This is a genomic window from Bradyrhizobium liaoningense, assembly GCF_018130955.1.
In the GTDB taxonomy this organism is placed as follows: domain Bacteria; phylum Pseudomonadota; class Alphaproteobacteria; order Rhizobiales; family Xanthobacteraceae; genus Bradyrhizobium; species Bradyrhizobium liaoningense_C.
Map to the genome: position 1 here is coordinate 64,596 of NZ_JAFCJM010000027.1, position 15,297 is coordinate 79,892.

The 15,297-nt window shown below is 65.5% G+C and carries 14 protein-coding genes; 10 read left to right on the forward strand and 4 right to left on the reverse strand.

The genetic code is table 11. The features are described from left to right. Positions 1-49: 49 nt before the first annotated feature. Positions 50-1,294, reverse strand: a complete 1,245-nt coding sequence (gene serA / locus JQ632_RS22145) for a phosphoglycerate dehydrogenase (RefSeq protein ID WP_212404694.1) — start codon at positions 1,292-1,294, stop codon at positions 50-52. 192 nt (positions 1,295-1,486) lie between these two features. Here serA and JQ632_RS22150 point away from each other — a divergent pair, with 192 nt between their 5' ends. Continuing rightward, complete coding sequence (locus JQ632_RS22150; RefSeq protein ID WP_212404695.1) at positions 1,487-1,630, forward strand: hypothetical protein; 144 nt, start codon at positions 1,487-1,489, stop codon at positions 1,628-1,630. Here the strand turns inward: JQ632_RS22150 and JQ632_RS22155 are convergent. Together JQ632_RS22155 and JQ632_RS22160 are read right to left on the reverse strand one after the other, a co-directional pair. Beyond that, on the reverse strand, positions 1,627-2,859 hold the full coding sequence (locus JQ632_RS22155) for a rhodanese-like domain-containing protein (protein WP_212404696.1): 1,233 nt from the start codon (positions 2,857-2,859) through the stop codon (positions 1,627-1,629). The genes JQ632_RS22150 and JQ632_RS22155 overlap by 4 nt on opposite strands. A 214-nt stretch (positions 2,860-3,073) precedes the next feature. Continuing rightward, positions 3,074-3,958 (reverse strand): dihydrodipicolinate synthase family protein, encoded by an 885-nt coding sequence (locus JQ632_RS22160; RefSeq protein WP_212404697.1) that lies wholly within the window; start codon positions 3,956-3,958, stop codon positions 3,074-3,076. A 160-nt stretch (positions 3,959-4,118) separates the two neighbouring features. Between JQ632_RS22160 and JQ632_RS22165 the strand changes: the two genes are divergently transcribed. From JQ632_RS22165 to JQ632_RS40320, 6 genes are all read left to right on the forward strand, one after another. Further along, a complete protein-coding gene (locus tag JQ632_RS22165; RefSeq protein ID WP_212404698.1) occupies positions 4,119-5,531 on the forward strand; it encodes an FAD-binding oxidoreductase in 1,413 nt (470 codons plus the stop codon). Between the two features lie 68 nt (positions 5,532-5,599). Continuing rightward, positions 5,600-6,265 (forward strand): GntR family transcriptional regulator, encoded by a 666-nt coding sequence (locus JQ632_RS22170; protein ID WP_212404699.1) that lies wholly within the window; start codon positions 5,600-5,602, stop codon positions 6,263-6,265. Between the two features lie 123 nt (positions 6,266-6,388). Continuing rightward, positions 6,389-7,384, forward strand: coding sequence for an ABC transporter substrate-binding protein (locus JQ632_RS22175; protein WP_212404700.1), 996 nt, complete (start codon positions 6,389-6,391; stop codon positions 7,382-7,384). Between the two features lie 262 nt (positions 7,385-7,646). After that, on the forward strand, positions 7,647-8,906 hold the full coding sequence (locus tag JQ632_RS22180) for a peptidase M15 (RefSeq protein ID WP_409363507.1): 1,260 nt from the start codon (positions 7,647-7,649) through the stop codon (positions 8,904-8,906). A 170-nt stretch (positions 8,907-9,076) separates the two neighbouring features. Continuing rightward, positions 9,077-9,754, forward strand: a complete 678-nt coding sequence (locus tag JQ632_RS22185; RefSeq protein WP_212404702.1) for a hypothetical protein — start codon at positions 9,077-9,079, stop codon at positions 9,752-9,754. 116 nt (positions 9,755-9,870) lie between these two features. Beyond that, complete coding sequence (locus JQ632_RS40320) at positions 9,871-10,752, forward strand: hypothetical protein (protein ID WP_312015650.1); 882 nt, start codon at positions 9,871-9,873, stop codon at positions 10,750-10,752. A gap of 23 nt (positions 10,753-10,775) precedes the next feature. Here JQ632_RS40320 and JQ632_RS22195 read toward each other — a convergent pair whose 3' ends face one another. After that, entirely contained in the window at positions 10,776-11,867 is a 1,092-nt protein-coding gene (locus tag JQ632_RS22195) for a hypothetical protein (RefSeq protein WP_212404703.1), read from the reverse strand. Positions 11,868-11,966: 99 nt separating this feature from the next. On the opposite strand from JQ632_RS22195, the gene JQ632_RS22200 reads away from it, so the two are divergent. From JQ632_RS22200 to JQ632_RS22210, 3 genes are all read left to right on the forward strand, one after another. Further along, positions 11,967-12,260: a DUF1330 domain-containing protein gene (locus tag JQ632_RS22200; protein WP_212404704.1), complete on the forward strand. Its 294-nt coding sequence runs from the start codon at positions 11,967-11,969 to the stop codon at positions 12,258-12,260. A 26-nt stretch (positions 12,261-12,286) separates the two neighbouring features. Then, positions 12,287-13,156, forward strand: coding sequence for a 3-keto-5-aminohexanoate cleavage protein (locus JQ632_RS22205; protein ID WP_212404705.1), 870 nt, complete (start codon positions 12,287-12,289; stop codon positions 13,154-13,156). Between the two features lie 89 nt (positions 13,157-13,245). Next, the gene (locus JQ632_RS22210) at positions 13,246-15,270 is read left to right on the forward strand and encodes a YgiQ family radical SAM protein (RefSeq protein ID WP_409363508.1); all 2,025 of its coding nucleotides are present in this window, start codon (positions 13,246-13,248) and stop codon (positions 15,268-15,270) included. Positions 15,271-15,297 lie beyond the last annotated feature (27 nt).

Sequence of the window (15,297 nt, forward strand, 5' to 3'; positions counted from 1 at the left end):
CGGTGAACGCAACAGCCGCCTGCCGTCACGCCGTTGTGATGGTCGCGTGCTAGTGCTCGAATATCAGCCGCGCGCCGATGGTGCCGTCGAGGGCACGGATCTGCTGAAGGAGTGCCTGAGCGTCCTGCCCCATCAGATCGGCATCGAGCACGACATAGCCGAGATCGCCATCGGTCTCGAGATATTGCGCGGCGATGTTGATGTCGCGTTGCAGGAACACCTCGTTCAGCCGCCGCAGCATGCCCGGTACGTTGCGATGGACGTGGCTGAAGCGGACGCCGGTGGGGCGCAGATGCAACTGCACCTCGGGGAAATTCACCGCACCCATGGTGGAGCCGGTGACGAAATAATCGACGAGCTTGCGCGCGACCTCGCCGCCGATCCGCTCCTGCGCCTCCTCCGTGGAGCCGCCGATATGCGGTGTCAGGATCACGTTCTCCAGGCCCTGCACGGGGCTCTTGAAGCGATCGGAGTTCGACGACGGCTCGACCGGGAACACGTCGATGGCAGCACCGGCGATGTGACCATCGCGCAGAGCGCCTGCCAAGGCGTCGAGATCGACCACCGTGCCGCGGCTGTTGTTGATCAGGAACGAGCCCGGCTTCATCGCCCGCAATTCCTTCTCGCCGATCATGCCCGCGGTCGCCGGCGTCTCGGGCACGTGCAGGCTGACCACGTCGCTCTGCGCCAGGAGTTCCTCGAGCTTCTCGACAGGCTCGGTATTGCCATGGCGCAGCTTGTCGGTGCGGTCGAAATAGATCACGCGCATGCCCATGGCTTCGGCGAGCGTGGAGAGCTGCGAGCCGATATTGCCGTAGCCGATGATGCCGAGCGTGCGGCCGCGCACCTCGCGGCTGCCGGTGGCCGACTTGTCCCATCCGCCCTCATGCGCCTCGACCGAGCGCGGAAAAATCCGGCGCAGCAGCATCACGATCTCGCCGATCACGAGTTCGGCCACGCTCCTGGTGTTAGAGAACGGCGCATTGAACACGGGAATGCCGCGCTTGCGCGCGGCCGCCAGATCGACCTGGTTGGTGCCGACGCTGAAGCAACCGACCGCAAGCAGCTGGTCGGCGACCGCGAGGACCTCCGCCGTGAGCTGGGTGCGGGAGCGGATGCCGAGCAGCGAAACGCCGCGCATGGCCTGCTGCAGCGCCTCGCCATCGAGCGCCTTGGTCAGCCGCTCGACATTGGCAAACCCGGCGCCCCTGAGCAGGTCCACGGCGCTGTCGTTGACGCCTTCGAGCAGCAGCACTTTCGCGTCGCGAGCGGGGCTTTGGCCGTTGGCTGGCATAGGGTCTCCATATCGATGCCCCGCGCCGTCAGGGCGAGGCGAGCGCTACACAATACGATTCGGCCTTGGACACAAGATGGCAGGGCCGGTTCGAAGAGGCCGGGCTCAAACGTGATCCGCCGCACAGTTTTCCGGGCGCGGACGGGCTAGGACTTGCACAGCATATTTTTCCTCTTTGCCCGGAACCGCCCCATGACGACGCTCGCCCAGGTCCTTGGCCATGTCCTTGCGCGGATCGAAAGGCCGATCAAGCGCATGCTCGACGTCCTCACCATCAAGCTGCTCAAGGCAACCGCAGCGAAATGCCGGGGCTACCGGTATCATCCGGTGGCTTAGATCACGTAGAATCCATGCGTCCCGTCGCGGCGGAGTTGCTCGACCAGACCATATTCCCAATCGAGATAGGCCTGCATCGCGCGCTCGGCGACGTCGGTGCCTTCATACGGACGCCGGTAACGGTGCGCCGGGTCGGGCTTGGGCAGGACGATCGGCCGCCCCACTTCCAGCGCGCCGTCATAGCCGCCTTCGAGGACACAGACCTCCCAGCCCATCTGCGCGAGCCATGATGCCGTCATGTCGGCGCGGACGCGCCTGTCGTCGGTGAGCACGATGCGTGCACCGCGGACGGGCGCGGCCATGTCGATCTCCTGGACGAGCTGGCCGCCGGCATAATGGCGAAAGCCCGCAAGATGGCCGCGCGCATACTCCTCCGCGTCGCGCACATCGAAGCGATAGAGCGTGCGGCCGCCTTGCGCTGATAGCGCCTGCATCTCGGCCGTTCCAATGTGGCGGACACCGGCACGGTAGGCGACGTCACGGGCATTGGCCTCGGCGCGGTCGAACGGACCGATGCCGCCGCGCCGCGCGGAGCCGTGATCGAGCGCATGTTTGGCGAGCGTCCAGCCGATCGTCCCGTTGCGCAGCGCGCGCACCTTGTTGGGGACGCCGGCGTTGATCAGCGATTGCGTGCCGATGATCGAGCGCGTACGGCCGGCGCAGTTGACGATGATCGTGGTGTCGGGATCGGGCGCCGCATTCCCTGCGCGCAACACCAGCTCGGCGCCGGGCACGCTGACCGAGCCCGGGATGTTCATGGTGGCGTATTCGTCGAAACGACGGACATCCAGGATGGCGATGTTGGCCTTGTCGGCGATCAGGCCGGCGACCTCGTCCGCGCTGTACGATGGCGTGTGGCGGCGCGCTTCGACCAGCTCGCCGAACGCTTTGGCGTAGGAATTGACGTCCTCGAAGACTTCGTAACCGGCCGCGCGCCAGGCCCTGAGCCCGCCGGCGAGCGCGCTGATATTGGTGTAGCCCAGCGCTGCGAAGCGTTCGGCGGCCGGCGCGACCAGTCCTTCGCCGTCGTCATACAGTGTGATCGGCACGTTCTTGTGCGGCAGCCGCGCCTCGGCTTCGAGCGCGATCCGCCCCAGAGCCATGTTGGCGGCAAACAGCGGATGTCCCGTGGCGAATTGAGCCTCGTGCCTGAGATCGAGCAGCGCGATCTCCTCACGGAGCAGCAGCGCGCGGCGGATGTCGGCGGGAGTGACGGTCGGAAGAGTCATGGCGTGCAGAGCCTTGGCCGACGAATAATTGGCGGACGAATGACGAGGCTCAAGCTCTTGGACGAATATGGGGCGGTTGGCTAGGAGGCGGCCGCGCCTCAGCCGAAGAAGAATTAGGCCATCGTCGCCAGGAGCACGGCCACCCACGAGTACCAGGCGACAAATATCAAGGTGTCGCGCCGCATGGATCCGGCTCCGGTCATGCCCTGCGCCGTCACGCGATGGCAGGGCTCGTCAGTTCATCCAGCTTCAGCTTGAATGCCGTTCCGTCCGAAAGCGGTCGCAGCGGCGGACGCACGCGCAGCCAGCCGGCATCACCCGTCTGCGCCGCGAGAATGGCTTTCAGTGTCGGCAGGAATGACGGCGTCTTGATCACGACGTCGATCGCCGCCTGCATTCGCGCTTCGATATCGGCGCCGCGCAGCATGCCCTTGACGAGATCGGGCACGACGTTGGCCATGCCGCAGATCGTGCCGGCACCGCCGGCCGCGACCGCGCGGGCGATGTCGGCTTCATTGCCGACCGTGATCGCGAGCTCGGGGGCGGCGGCACGGAACGTCTGGAATTGGCGGAAATCGCCGCTGGAATCCTTCAGGCCCGCAACGATCTTGCCGTAGCGCTTGCGCAGGCTCGCTGCGACCGGCGGCGGAATGGCGACGCCCGAGACCTGCGGGATGTGATAGAGGTAAGCGCGCAAGCGATCCTCGGCGACGCCGTCGATGATCGCGGCAAACGCGTCCTCGATACCTTCGGGCGTGACGCTGCGATCGAAATAGGGCGGCAGGTACAGCACGTGGTTGATGCCGAGGCTCAGCACGCCACGGGTCAACGCAATGGCGTCGCTGACCGCCGGAAAACCGCCGCCGATGCCGATGCGCGGCGCCGCAACGCCGGCCTTGAGCAGCGCCTCTACCGTCGCGACGCGCTCGGCGACATTGAACGAGGTGCCCTCGCCGGTCGTGCCGAACAGCACGACGCCGTCGACACCCTTACCGAACAGCTGGAGAGCGTGCCGGGCGAGCTGGGCGTTATCGACCTGACCGTCAACCGTCAGGGGCGTGGCCGACGCCACCCAGAATCCACGAATTGCTTCCGCCATCACACCGTCCTCAGGTCGCGCCAATACGCTAAGTCGCTGATCGACCGACATTTTACGGACGACCCGGGGCGTTTCGCCCCTTTACTTTTCCACATGTACCTTACATACAAGAGGAAAGCAATCGGATCTGCCAACCAGACCGGCCACCAAAGGTTCCTGCATGGACGCGATGACGCTGCCCGAACGATCCGAGCACCTGCTCGGCGCCCTGCAACGCCGGCTGGGCCCGCAGGCCGTCCTGGTCGACGCCGACGTGCCCGAGCGCAATTGCAATGATTGGAGCGCGAGCCTGCCCAATCGTCCGCGCGCGGTGATCCGTCCGGTTGATGCCGCTGGCGTCGCGGACGCCATCATCACATGCCGCAAGGCACGCCTGCCCTTCGTCCCGCAGGGCGGCCTGACCGGCCTGTGCCGCGGCGCCGCGCCCGAGCCGGGCTGGGTCGCGATCTCGCTGGAGCGGATGGTCGGCATCGAGGAGATCGACCCGGCGTCCGCGACCATGACCGTGAAGTCAGGCACGCCGCTGGAGACCATCCAGAAGGCGGCGGACGAGGCCGGCTTCTTCTTCCCGCTGGATCTGGGGTCGCGCGGCTCGTGTGCGATCGGCGGCAATCTCTCCACCAATGCCGGCGGCAATCGCGTGATCCGCTACGGCATGACGCGCGAGCTGGTGCTCGGCCTCGAAGTCGTGCTGCCCGACGGCACGATCATGACCAGCCTCAACAAGCTCCTCAAGAACAACGCCGGCTACGATCTGAAACATCTCTTCATCGGTTCGGAAGGCACGCTCGGCATCATCACCCGCGTGGTGCTCCGCCTGTTCCCGAAACCGCGCTCGACCATGGCCGCGCTCTGTGCGCTCGAGGATTATTCCGCCGTAGTCGCTCTGCTCGATGCTGCGCGCAGCGGGCTCGGTCCGCTGCTGTCGGCTTTCGAAGTGATGTGGCCGGACTACTGGGACATCATCACCGCGCGCGCCGGCGTGCGGCCGCCGGTCGGCGCAGGCCACGGCTTCTATGTGCTGGTGGAGGCGCAAGGCACCGACGACGCCATCGATGCGCCGCGCTTCCAGAGCTGGCTCGAGGAACTGATGGAGCGCGGCCTGCTTGCGGACGCGGCCGTCGCGCAATCGCTGGCACAGGCGAAAGCCTTTTGGGAAGTGCGCGACATCTGCGCCGAATTCGGCCAGGTGCTGGGTCCGCACAATGCCTACGATATCGGCCTTGCCGTCGGCCGCATGGACGAGTTCGTCAGGCGCTGCAAGGCTGATCTCGCCAACGGCATCGCCGGCTGCGAGAGCGTCTATTACGGCCATATCGGCGACGGCAATCTGCACCTTGTATCCTGGGTGACCGGACTTCCAATCGAGCGACAGCCGAAAGCCGAGATGGACGCGATCATCTACGGCCTGGTGCGCGAGATGGGCGGCAGCGTCTCCGCCGAGCACGGCATCGGCACGCTGAAGAAGCAATGGCTGGGACACGCGCGCAGCGAGGCCGAGATCACCTTGATGCGCACGCTCAAGGCCGCGCTCGATCCGGACCATCTGCTCAATCCCGGCAAGGTCATCTAACCGATATGACGATCTCGGTGCGCACGACACGCCCCCTGCAAACCGTTAGAATGGACGCAGGAGGGCCGATGAAGTCGCTGAAGCTCGATTCGCCGAAATCGCTGGCGCAGCGGGTGATGCTGCGGCTGCGCGAGGCCATCATCGACGGCGAGTTCGCACTTGGCGCAGCCATCTCGGAAGAAATGGTCGCACAATCCTTCGGCGTCAGCCGCACCCCGGTGCGGGAGGCGATGGGCCTGTTGCAGGCGCAGGGGCTGGTCGTGATCCGGCCGCAGGTCGGCAGCTTCGTGTTCACGCCGAGCGCCGAGGACATCACGGCGCTCTGCTCCTTCAGGACGGTGATCGAGCCAAAGGCCGCCGAGCTTGCCTATGCCCGCGATCGCGAGGGTACGATCGCCGCGATCGAGGCGGCGATGGATTCGATGGCGAAGGCTTTTGCGGCCAAGGACCGGATCGCCTATGGGCACGCGGACACGGCGCTGCACGAGGCGTTCTTCGCGCATTGCGGCAATCGCTATCTCGAGGAATCCTACCAGCTCGTCTCCGGCCGCGTCGCGGCACTCCGCACCAATGTGAGCTCGCCGATCGACGTCGAGACCCAGGCCTCGTTCGACGAGCACCGCACGCTGGTGCAATTGTTCTCGCGCGGCGACATCAAGGCATTTGCCGAGCTGATGGTGACGCACATCAACAATTCGGGCCTGACCTACGTAAAGGTGTTGAAGGTCGGGTGAGCGGCGGGCCTGCCTTGTCCGACGGACGACATCGGTGATAAGCCGCGGCGATTTTTCCGCGCGCCGCGCCGCCACAACCTGCTACGATCCCGATATGGCCGAGGCGGTCTGGGGCGTTGTGCAATGAGGCGGCGGGACTTCACGGCCGGTCTGTTGCTTGCAGCCGCAATGCGGCCGGCGCACTCACAGCGTCAGGAGCCGCCGCGCCGGATCGGCATTCTGTCGCCGGGCCGCTCCGAGCTTCCCGATCCGACCTTCAACATGCTCAACGCCTTCCTGAAGGGGTTGAGCGAGCTTGGCTACACGGAGGGCAAGAACCTCGTCGTGGAGCGCCAGTTCGCCAACGGAAATTCCGACCGGTTGCGCGAGCTGGCGGCCGAGTTGGTCGGAGGCAAGCCCGACATCATCGTCGCGATCAGCACGACCGCGGCACGGCCGGCGCGTCAGGCAACGAGCACGATTCCGATTGTGGTGATCGGCATGGCCGATCCAGTTGCCGACGAGCTTGTGGCGAGCCTGGCACGACCCGGCGGCAACGTGACGGGCACGACGTTCCTCGGACCGGAGCTGGTCGCCAAACGTCTTCAATTGCTGCAGGAGGTCGTTCCCGGCCTCTCCCGCGTGGCGGCGCTGCTGCACCCCAACGCCTATAGCGAGCGCACCATGGCGGGTATCCGGAGCGAAATCGAGGTCGCAGCCCGGACGCTGGGATTGCAGCTTCAACTGGTCCCGGCCGCAAGCCCGGACCAGATCGCCGGTGCGTTCGAGGCGATGACGAGCGCTCGCGCCCAGGCGCTCATCGTCATGCCGAGCCCGATGCTGTTCGGCGAATACAGGCGCATTGCCGGCGCCGCAGCGAGCAGCCGGTTGCCGGCGATGGGAGCCGCCCGGGAATTCGCCGACTTCGGCGGCCTCATGGCCTATGGCGCGAACCAGTCCGATCTTGCGCGGCAGACCGCCGCCCATGCCGACAGGATCCTGAAAGGTGCCAAGCCGGCGGAGCTGCCCGTCGAGCAGCCGGTCAAGTTCGAGCTGGTGATCAATCTCAGGACGGCCCGCGAACTGGGTCTGACCGTTGCGCGCGCGTTCCTGCTGGTGGCCGACGACGTGATCGAGTGACTTTCGAGCCACGGCGCTGATGCTGCACAGCACCGAGAGAAGCACCCTCTCTTCGAAATTGACATTCAATGTCAGCCAAGCCTGGCAATCCCGTCGTCCTGCCGCGCCATCTGACGTTGCCCACAAGCCACAGTTCCCGGAAAAGGTCACTATCCGGCCAATTGCGCCATTGCACTGCCACATCTGCCTTCGAACAATCAGCCCTGTCCGCATGCTTGGCTATTGAACAAGGTTCCTTCGGGAGCCCTCGGAGGCCCAGATGATGAACACGCAGCGACTTTCGCTGGTACCGGTCGCCCTGGGCCGGACGGCCGTACTCGGAGCCTGCGTTGTCGGCTGGATCGGAAGCTTCGATGCGGCTGCAGTCGAAACCACCGGCGGCGCAGCCATCGCGGACACCAGCGCACCCGCCTCCTCCCATTCCGAAACCGCCGCACCGGGCAATCGCTACGGTCGCCTGATCGAGATGGCGATGGCGAACGTATCGGCCACGAACATGGTCACCGCCAATCCGCGTGCTGCCAACAAGGCAGCAGCACCCGTCATCGAGGACATCGCTTCCTTCGAAATGCTGCCGGCCGACGCGCCGGTCCTGCTGCAAGCCGCAATGGCCGCTCCATCCGAGATCCCGCCGCCTGACGCACCGCCGGTGCAGGTCGCGATGGCAAGTCCGTCGGAAATGCTGTTGCCCGAAACACCTTCCGTGCAGACCGACATCGCGAACACGCCGGAGCACGACGCGAACGAGACCCGGGAAGCCGCCAAGGATGCGGTGAGTTCGTTCGAGATCGTCGACGAATGCCTCGTCGTCGAACCGTGCATCGATCGCTATCTATGGGCGCTTTATCAGCGCACGCCCAAGGAGGACACGATCAAGGAGCGCGAGCAGCGCAAGGTGGCGGTCAAGCGCAAGGGCAGGACAATGATGGTCACCCGGACCTTCACGAAGCTCGTCGATCAAGATTTTACCTGGAAGGATCCGAAGGCGGCCGATCGCTCCGGCAAGTCGATGATGGACTATGTGATCGGTGGCATGGACCGCAGCTTCAAGCTGAAACTGTTCCATGCGCTGCATGCGGCCGAGGCGGCCGGCCTATCGCCCGGCATCACCAGCGCATTCCGTGATGACTACCGGCAGTCGATCGCAAGCGGCCTGAAGGCCGCCAGCAACCGGTCCTATCATGGCGGCAGCCTGCGCGGGGGCTACGGCCACGGGCTCGCGGCCGACATCGTCAGCGTCGACGGCAAGAATCGCGCGCAGCGCTGGGTGTCCACCGAAAAGCTCTGGAAATGGGTCGACGCCAACGGCAAGACGTATGGAATCGGACGCCCCTATCTCGATCGCGATCCGCCGCATGTCGGCCCGATCGACGGCCAGGAATACGCGTCTCGCCGCGGCGGTGCGAAGGTGGCGCACGCGACCGCGGACGTGAAGAAGACGAAGCGCGTGACGGCGCGGTACCATCGCGCACCGGCGAAACCCGCGCGAGCCGCGGGCCTGTCGAAGGTAAAGACGAGCTGACGGATCGCGTCGGCTACCTCCGCGCCACAATCTCCCGTTAACTCTGCGCGCGAACATCGCGGGCACCTTGCTTGACGCACATGGTCGCGAAACCGCACTCTCGTGCGAGTTGAAGCGCAATTGATGTTCCCGCGCGACTTCAGCAATCGCAGGCACCTCCCGCAATCACCATGCAAGCATCGGAACTGGCTGCAACATCGACGGACGACGCTGACGAGGCGCGGATTCCGCTCTGGTTCAAGCTCGCCTACAGTGCCTTCTGTGCCGTGCTGGTGCCGACCTATCTGGTCGCTTACGGACCAACCAACTTCCTCTATTTCTGCGACATCGCGCTGCTCACCGGCCTGCTAGCGATCTGGCTGGAGAACCCGCTGCTGGCGTCAGCGCCCGCAGTCGGCATTTTGCTGCCGCAGGCACTATGGGCGGTCGACTTCCTCGGCGCCGCCGCCGGCGTGCCGCTGACCGGGATGACGGCCTATATGTTCGACGCAAAACTGCCGCTGTTCACGCGATCGCTGTCGTTCTTCCATTTCTGGCTGCCCTTCGTGCTGGCCTGGCTGGTCTGGCGCCTCGGCTATGATCGCCGCGCGTTCGCCGTGTGGACCGTTGCGTCCTGGGTGTTGCTGTCGGTCTGCTACTTCCTGATGCCGGCGCCGCCGGCCGCGATCGACAATCTGCCGGTCAACATCAACTACGTGTTCGGCCCGAGCGACGCCGCGGTCCAGAGTTTCATGCCGGGGCCGCTGTGGTTCGTGATGCTGATGGTCGGCCTTCCCGCCGTCATCTTCTACCCGACGCATCGCCTCTTGCTGCGCTATGCAGCCAATGATGCGGCAGAGGCCGGCTAATTCCGGCATCGGTCATTAGGATCGTCCGACGTCTGCGAACGTGCGCTTGATCACGGTCGTTTCCGTCTCGATGGGGCAGGCTTGGCCAGCTTACCCATCGAACGACGGACGCAAGCATGACCGCGCCGCGCATCAGCACCATCCGCAAGATCGGCTTGACCTTGGGCGTCGCGCTGTCCCTCTCGAGCGTTGTGGGTTCGCCGAGCTATGCTTACAGCGCCCGGGCGCGACAGATGTGCACAGGCGACGCTTTCCGTCTTTGCAGCTCGGAAATACCAAACATTTCGAGGATCATCGCGTGCATGCGAAGGAACAAGGCGAGTCTCAGCCCGGGATGCCGCGCCGTGATGGACGAGGAAGACGGCACGGCGGCCAGGGCGAAACCCGTTCATCCTGCGCCTGTCGAGCATAAACCGGCCGCCGCGGCGGCCGCCAAACCGCATGCACCGGTCGAGACAAAACCTGCTCAGGCTGCGCCCATCGAACAGAAGCCAGCCACCGCATCACCTGTCGTACCGCCTGTTGTGACGGAGACGAAAGCTGTTCCGGCTCCGCCAGTCGAACCAAAGCCGGCCGCCGCGTCACCTGAGTCTGCTGCTGTGACCGAGGCAAAGCCCGCTCAGGCCGCAACACCTGTCGAGCAAGCGCCGGCCGCCGCACTTTCAGTCGAGCAGCCTGCCATATCAGCGACGCAGCCCGTTCAGACTGCGCCCGCCGAGCAAAAGCCGGCCACACCGACCTATGTCGAGCGGCCCGCCGTGATCGTGACGAAGCCCGTTCAGGCAGTGCCTGTCGAACAAAGGCCGGCGATCGCAGCGCCGGTTCTAGCAAAGCCGGCGGATACAAAAGCTGCCTCCAGCGGCAAGCGCGAAAGACTGGCTCAGCGCAAACCAAGGCATCGCCAGATGATCGCTGAACGGCACTACCGTGACGACTACCGCGACATCGAACGGGCCATCGGCATCATGCTTCCATTGCTCATGCAACTTGCCTGGTAGACAAGCGGCCGCCAGCCCGATTTTCACGGACGGCCGCGCGCCTTGACCGCGTCGAACTCAGCCAGCGCGCGCTCGAACTTGATGTTGAAGAGCCACATCGCATCCATGATCTCGCGGAAGGCCGCCGACGTCCGCGCGCGATCGGCCTGTCCGAACGCGAATACGCTGTTGTTGCGCAGATATTTCATGATGGTCGGATCGGACACCCGGGTCTGAAGGAAATTGCCCGACCTCAGCGCCGTCCGTGTCGGCGCCGGCACGATCTGGATCAGCTCAAATACCTTCATCTGGTCGATCGGGTCCGGCAGCATTTTTGCGATGGCCGGGATCTGCGCGAACAGATCGGCGTGCGCATTCATCAGGCCGTTTCTGACAGCAGTCCAGTGATTGTACCGCTGGTCGATGCCGGCGGCGCGCGCCTCTTCTTTTGCATCGCGCGCGATGATTTGGGGATCAGCAGCCGCGATCTTCTCCTTGATCGCGGCCCAGCGCTTGCGGCCGTTGCGATCTTCTGACGGCCCGGTCTGATAGCTGCCCTTGTAGGAGTTCGAGCGCCCGTTGCCGACGTTCTGATTGCCGTTGGTTTCTGCAAAGAACATCCCGAGGCTGATCCGGCCCGCCGCTTCAGCGTCCTTCGCATCAAGGCCTTTCGCGCGCGCGATCGCGATGCCGAGATCGACGACGTCCTTGAATGGCGTCGGCGAGGCCTGCGCATAGGCGGGCGGGCGCTCCATGACGTCGAACAGCCTTCGGTACTCGTCGACCAGCGGCTCATTGTCGGCGTCGAAATAGGCCGGCGGGATCTCGAACTTGTTGGGCCGCCCGATCTTCGACGGCAGCGCGTCCGTGAGATCCTTGTAGGTGCTCATGACGCTAACGCGGGCGAGGTACAGCGCCTGCCCCGGCAGGTTCGGCAGCGGCTCCTTTGCGTCGATCTGGCGGCGGCGTTCGCCGAGGATCGATTTGAAGTCGCTCAATGCGCGGTTATAGGCATCGAGCGCCTCGGCCTGCCTCGCGGTGAGCGCTGCGGCAGGTGCTGCGTTGACGGACGTCACGCGCAGAAGCGCGCTGGCTAAAACCGCGATGACGACGGCGAGATGATGCGATGCAGCCATGCGGCGCTCGGAACTCCCTGATTTGCGTGCTAGAGATCGTAGTCGCCGGCCGCGCAGCTTGGAAGCGACGCGTAGCGGCGAAGCAGGAATGGGGAAGACATGCCCAAGGCATATTGGGTCGCGACGTACCGCTCGATCAAGAATCCCGACGCGATGGCGGCGTATGCAAAACTGTCGCGACCGGCCATCGAGGCCGCCGGCGGCCGCGTGCTCGCCCGCGGCATACCTGCCGCGGCCTTTGAGCTCGGTCTGGTAGAACGCGTCGTCCTCATCGAATTCGACAGCGTGGAAAGCGCCAAAGCGGCCTATGCGAGCCCCGCCTATCAGGCAGCCCACGACCTTCTCGGCGATGGCGCCGAGCGCGACATCAGGATCGTCGAAGCGGCCGACTAGACACGTCAATCGCCGGAGGTCTCGCCATGCGAAAAGTCTGGATCGAGGCGGCATTGAACGGGCCGTGGAGCCGGGCCTACCAGCCCGGCATTCCCGACACGATCGAGGCCATCGTCGCCGAAGGCATCGCCTGCGCCCGCGCCGGGGCAACCATCATCCACACCCACGCCTATGACGGCGGCGGGCCGCAGACGTTCGACTGGCAGGTCTATGCGCGCATCATCGAGGGCATTCGTGCAGCGGTCGACGTTCCCGTCTACCCGTCCATCCCCGGCCTCGATGCGCGCGGCAATGTCGCGGACGCCGCAGCCACGCGGTTCGCTCATATCGAGGCTCTCGCCGAACGCGGCCTGCTCGAATTCGCTGTCGTCGATCCCGGCAGCGTCAATTTTACGCTGACCGCGACCACGGCGCAGGCGAAACCCGCGGACACCTATCTCAATCCGGAAGCCCATATCCGGCACGGGCTTGGCGTTGCCGTACGTCACGGCATCCACCCCGCTTTCGCCATCTACGAGCCGGGCTTCATCCGCGCTGGCGCGGCGCTGGCGCGCGCGAGCGGCGTGAAGACGCCGATCTACCGCTTCATGTTCTCGCAGCAATTCGCGTTCTGCTTTCCGCCGAAGCCTTATGGATTGGCGGCGCTTGTGACGTTGATGGAGGAGGAGGCGAGCGGTGCGCCGTGGATGACCTCGGGGCTCGGCGTCGACATCACGCCGCTGATATCAGACACGGCGGCCCGCGGCGGCCATATCCGCGTCGGGCTGGAGGACGCGCTGCTGGGCTCGACGGCGACCAATCTCCGCCTCGTCGAGGACGCCGTGCGCCTGGTGCGCGCGGAGGGCGCGGAACCGGCGACCGCGGCCGACATGCGGCGGGAGCTGGCTGGAACGTAAGAATACGGCCGGCAGGCGCGGAACCGGCGCCGGAGCCATGCCGTCGATTGAATTCGCGGCCCAAGAGTCCTATGCGTGGGCGCATGGACATGCTTTCCGCCACCGCAAAACCCCTGGCCTCCTGGCCGCGCAACCGGGCACACCCCGGCAAGCCGGCGCCGTTCCTCCCGATGAGCCGCGCCGAGATGAATGCACTCGGCTGGGATACCTGCGACATCGTGCTGGTGACGGGCGATGCCTATGTCGATCATCCGAGCTTTGGCATGGCGATCATCGGCCGCCTTCTGGAGGCGCAGGGATTCCGGGTCGGCATCATCGCGCAGCCGGACTGGCACTCGGCCGAGCCGTTTAGGGCGTTGGGCAAGCCAAAGGTGTTCTTCGGCGTCACCGGCGGCAACATGGACTCGATGGTCAACCGCTACACAGCGGACCGCCGGCTGCGCCATGACGACGCCTATACGGCGGGCGGCGAAGGCGGTAAGCGGCCGGACCGCTGCACCATCGTCTACGCCCAGCGCTGCCGCGAGGCGTTCAAGGATGTGCCGATCGTGCTCGGCGGCATCGAGGCCTCGCTCCGCCGCATCGCGCATTTCGACTATTGGTCCGACAAGGTGCGCCGCTCGATCCTCGCCGACGCCAAGGCGGACTTGCTGCTCTACGGCAATGCCGAACGCGCCGTCGTCGAAGTGGCGCATCGGCTGGCTGCCGGCGAAGCGCCGCGTAGCCTCGACGACATCAGGGGCGTCGCGCTGTTCCGCCGCACGCCGGAGGACTACACCGAGCTGCATGCCGACGATCTCGACTCCGCCGACGAGGGCGCGGCGCGCCAGCGCGGCAACACCGTGATCCGCCTGCCGGCGCTGGAACAGGTCGAGCAGGACAAGGAAGCCTATGCGCGTGCCTCGCGCGTGCTGCACCGGGAGAGCAATCCCGGCAATGCGCGGCCGCTGGTGCAGCGCCACGGCGACCGCGATCTCTGGCTCAACCCGCCGCCGATCCCGCTCACCACGGAGGAGATGGATTCGGTCTACGACCTGCCCTACGCCCGCGCGCCGCATCCGTCCTATGGCGATGCGCGAATCCCGGCCTGGGAGATGATCAAGTTCTCGGTGACCATCATGCGCGGCTGCTTTGGCGGCTGCACCTTCTGCTCAATCACCGAGCATGAGGGCCGCATCATCCAGAACCGCTCCGAGGGTTCGATCCTGCGCGAGATCGAGCGCATCAGAGACAAGACGCCGGGCTTCACCGGGGTGATCTCAGACATCGGCGGCCCCACCGCCAACATGTACCGGATGGCGTGCAAGGATCCGAAGGTCGAGGCCGCCTGCCGCCGGCCGTCCTGCGTCTTCCCGGAAATCTGCCCGAACCTCAACACCTCGCATGACGATCTCATCCGCCTCTATCGCAAGGTGCGCGAGACCAAGGGCATCAAGAAGGTGATGGTCGCCTCCGGCGTACGCTACGACCTCGCGGTCGAGAGCCCCGAATACATCAAGGAGCTCGTCACCCATCACGTCGGCGGCTACCTGAAGATCGCGCCTGAACATACCGAGCGCGGTCCGCTCGACAAGATGATGAAGCCGGGCATCGGCGCCTATAACCGCTTCAAGCAGATGTTCGATGCCGCCGCCGAGCAGGCCGGCAAGAAGTATTACCTCATCCCCTATTTCATCGCGGCGCATCCGGGCACGACCGACGAGGACATGATGAACCTCGCGCTGTGGCTGAAGAAGAACCGCTACCGCGCGGATCAAGTGCAGACCTTCCTGCCCTCGCCGATGGCGACCGCAACCGCGATGTACCACACCGGCGTCAATCCCTTACGCGGCGTGCGGCGCGGCGGCAGCGACAAGGTCGAGGCGATCAAGGGCCTGCGGCAGCGCCGCCTGCACAAGGCCTTTTTGCGCTACCACGACCCCGACAACTGGCCGGTGCTGCGCGAGGCCTTGATCCAGATGGGCCGCCGCGACCTGATCGGCCCGCGCCCGGAGCAGCTCGTGCCCGCGCACCAGCCGCCCGGCACCGGCAAGGCCGCCGGCACGAAGCGCCCCTTACGCCCCGGCGGCAAGACGCAACGGTTTACGACCAAGGGCCTGCGGGTGATGAAGTGACGGGCTGAAATCGGGTTCAGCCCGAGC

Excerpts from the sequence above, each read along its gene's own strand:
- serA (WP_212404694.1), bottom strand. The coding sequence starts at position 1,294 with ATGCCAGCCAACGGCCAAAGCCCCGCTCGCGACGCGAAAGTGCTGCTG.
- JQ632_RS22150 (WP_212404695.1), top strand. The coding sequence starts at position 1,487 with ATGACGACGCTCGCCCAGGTCCTTGGCCATGTCCTTGCGCGGATCGAA.
- JQ632_RS22155 (WP_212404696.1), bottom strand. The coding sequence starts at position 2,859 with ATGACTCTTCCGACCGTCACTCCCGCCGACATCCGCCGCGCGCTGCTG.
- JQ632_RS22160 (WP_212404697.1), bottom strand. The coding sequence starts at position 3,958 with ATGGCGGAAGCAATTCGTGGATTCTGGGTGGCGTCGGCCACGCCCCTG.
- JQ632_RS22165 (WP_212404698.1), top strand. The coding sequence starts at position 4,119 with ATGGACGCGATGACGCTGCCCGAACGATCCGAGCACCTGCTCGGCGCC.
- JQ632_RS22170 (WP_212404699.1), top strand. The coding sequence starts at position 5,600 with ATGAAGTCGCTGAAGCTCGATTCGCCGAAATCGCTGGCGCAGCGGGTG.
- JQ632_RS22175 (WP_212404700.1), top strand. The coding sequence starts at position 6,389 with ATGAGGCGGCGGGACTTCACGGCCGGTCTGTTGCTTGCAGCCGCAATG.
- JQ632_RS22180 (WP_409363507.1), top strand. The coding sequence starts at position 7,647 with ATGAACACGCAGCGACTTTCGCTGGTACCGGTCGCCCTGGGCCGGACG.
- JQ632_RS22185 (WP_212404702.1), top strand. The coding sequence starts at position 9,077 with ATGCAAGCATCGGAACTGGCTGCAACATCGACGGACGACGCTGACGAG.
- JQ632_RS40320 (WP_312015650.1), top strand. The coding sequence starts at position 9,871 with ATGACCGCGCCGCGCATCAGCACCATCCGCAAGATCGGCTTGACCTTG.
- JQ632_RS22195 (WP_212404703.1), bottom strand. The coding sequence starts at position 11,867 with ATGGCTGCATCGCATCATCTCGCCGTCGTCATCGCGGTTTTAGCCAGC.
- JQ632_RS22200 (WP_212404704.1), top strand. The coding sequence starts at position 11,967 with ATGCCCAAGGCATATTGGGTCGCGACGTACCGCTCGATCAAGAATCCC.
- JQ632_RS22205 (WP_212404705.1), top strand. The coding sequence starts at position 12,287 with ATGCGAAAAGTCTGGATCGAGGCGGCATTGAACGGGCCGTGGAGCCGG.
- JQ632_RS22210 (WP_409363508.1), top strand. The coding sequence starts at position 13,246 with ATGCTTTCCGCCACCGCAAAACCCCTGGCCTCCTGGCCGCGCAACCGG.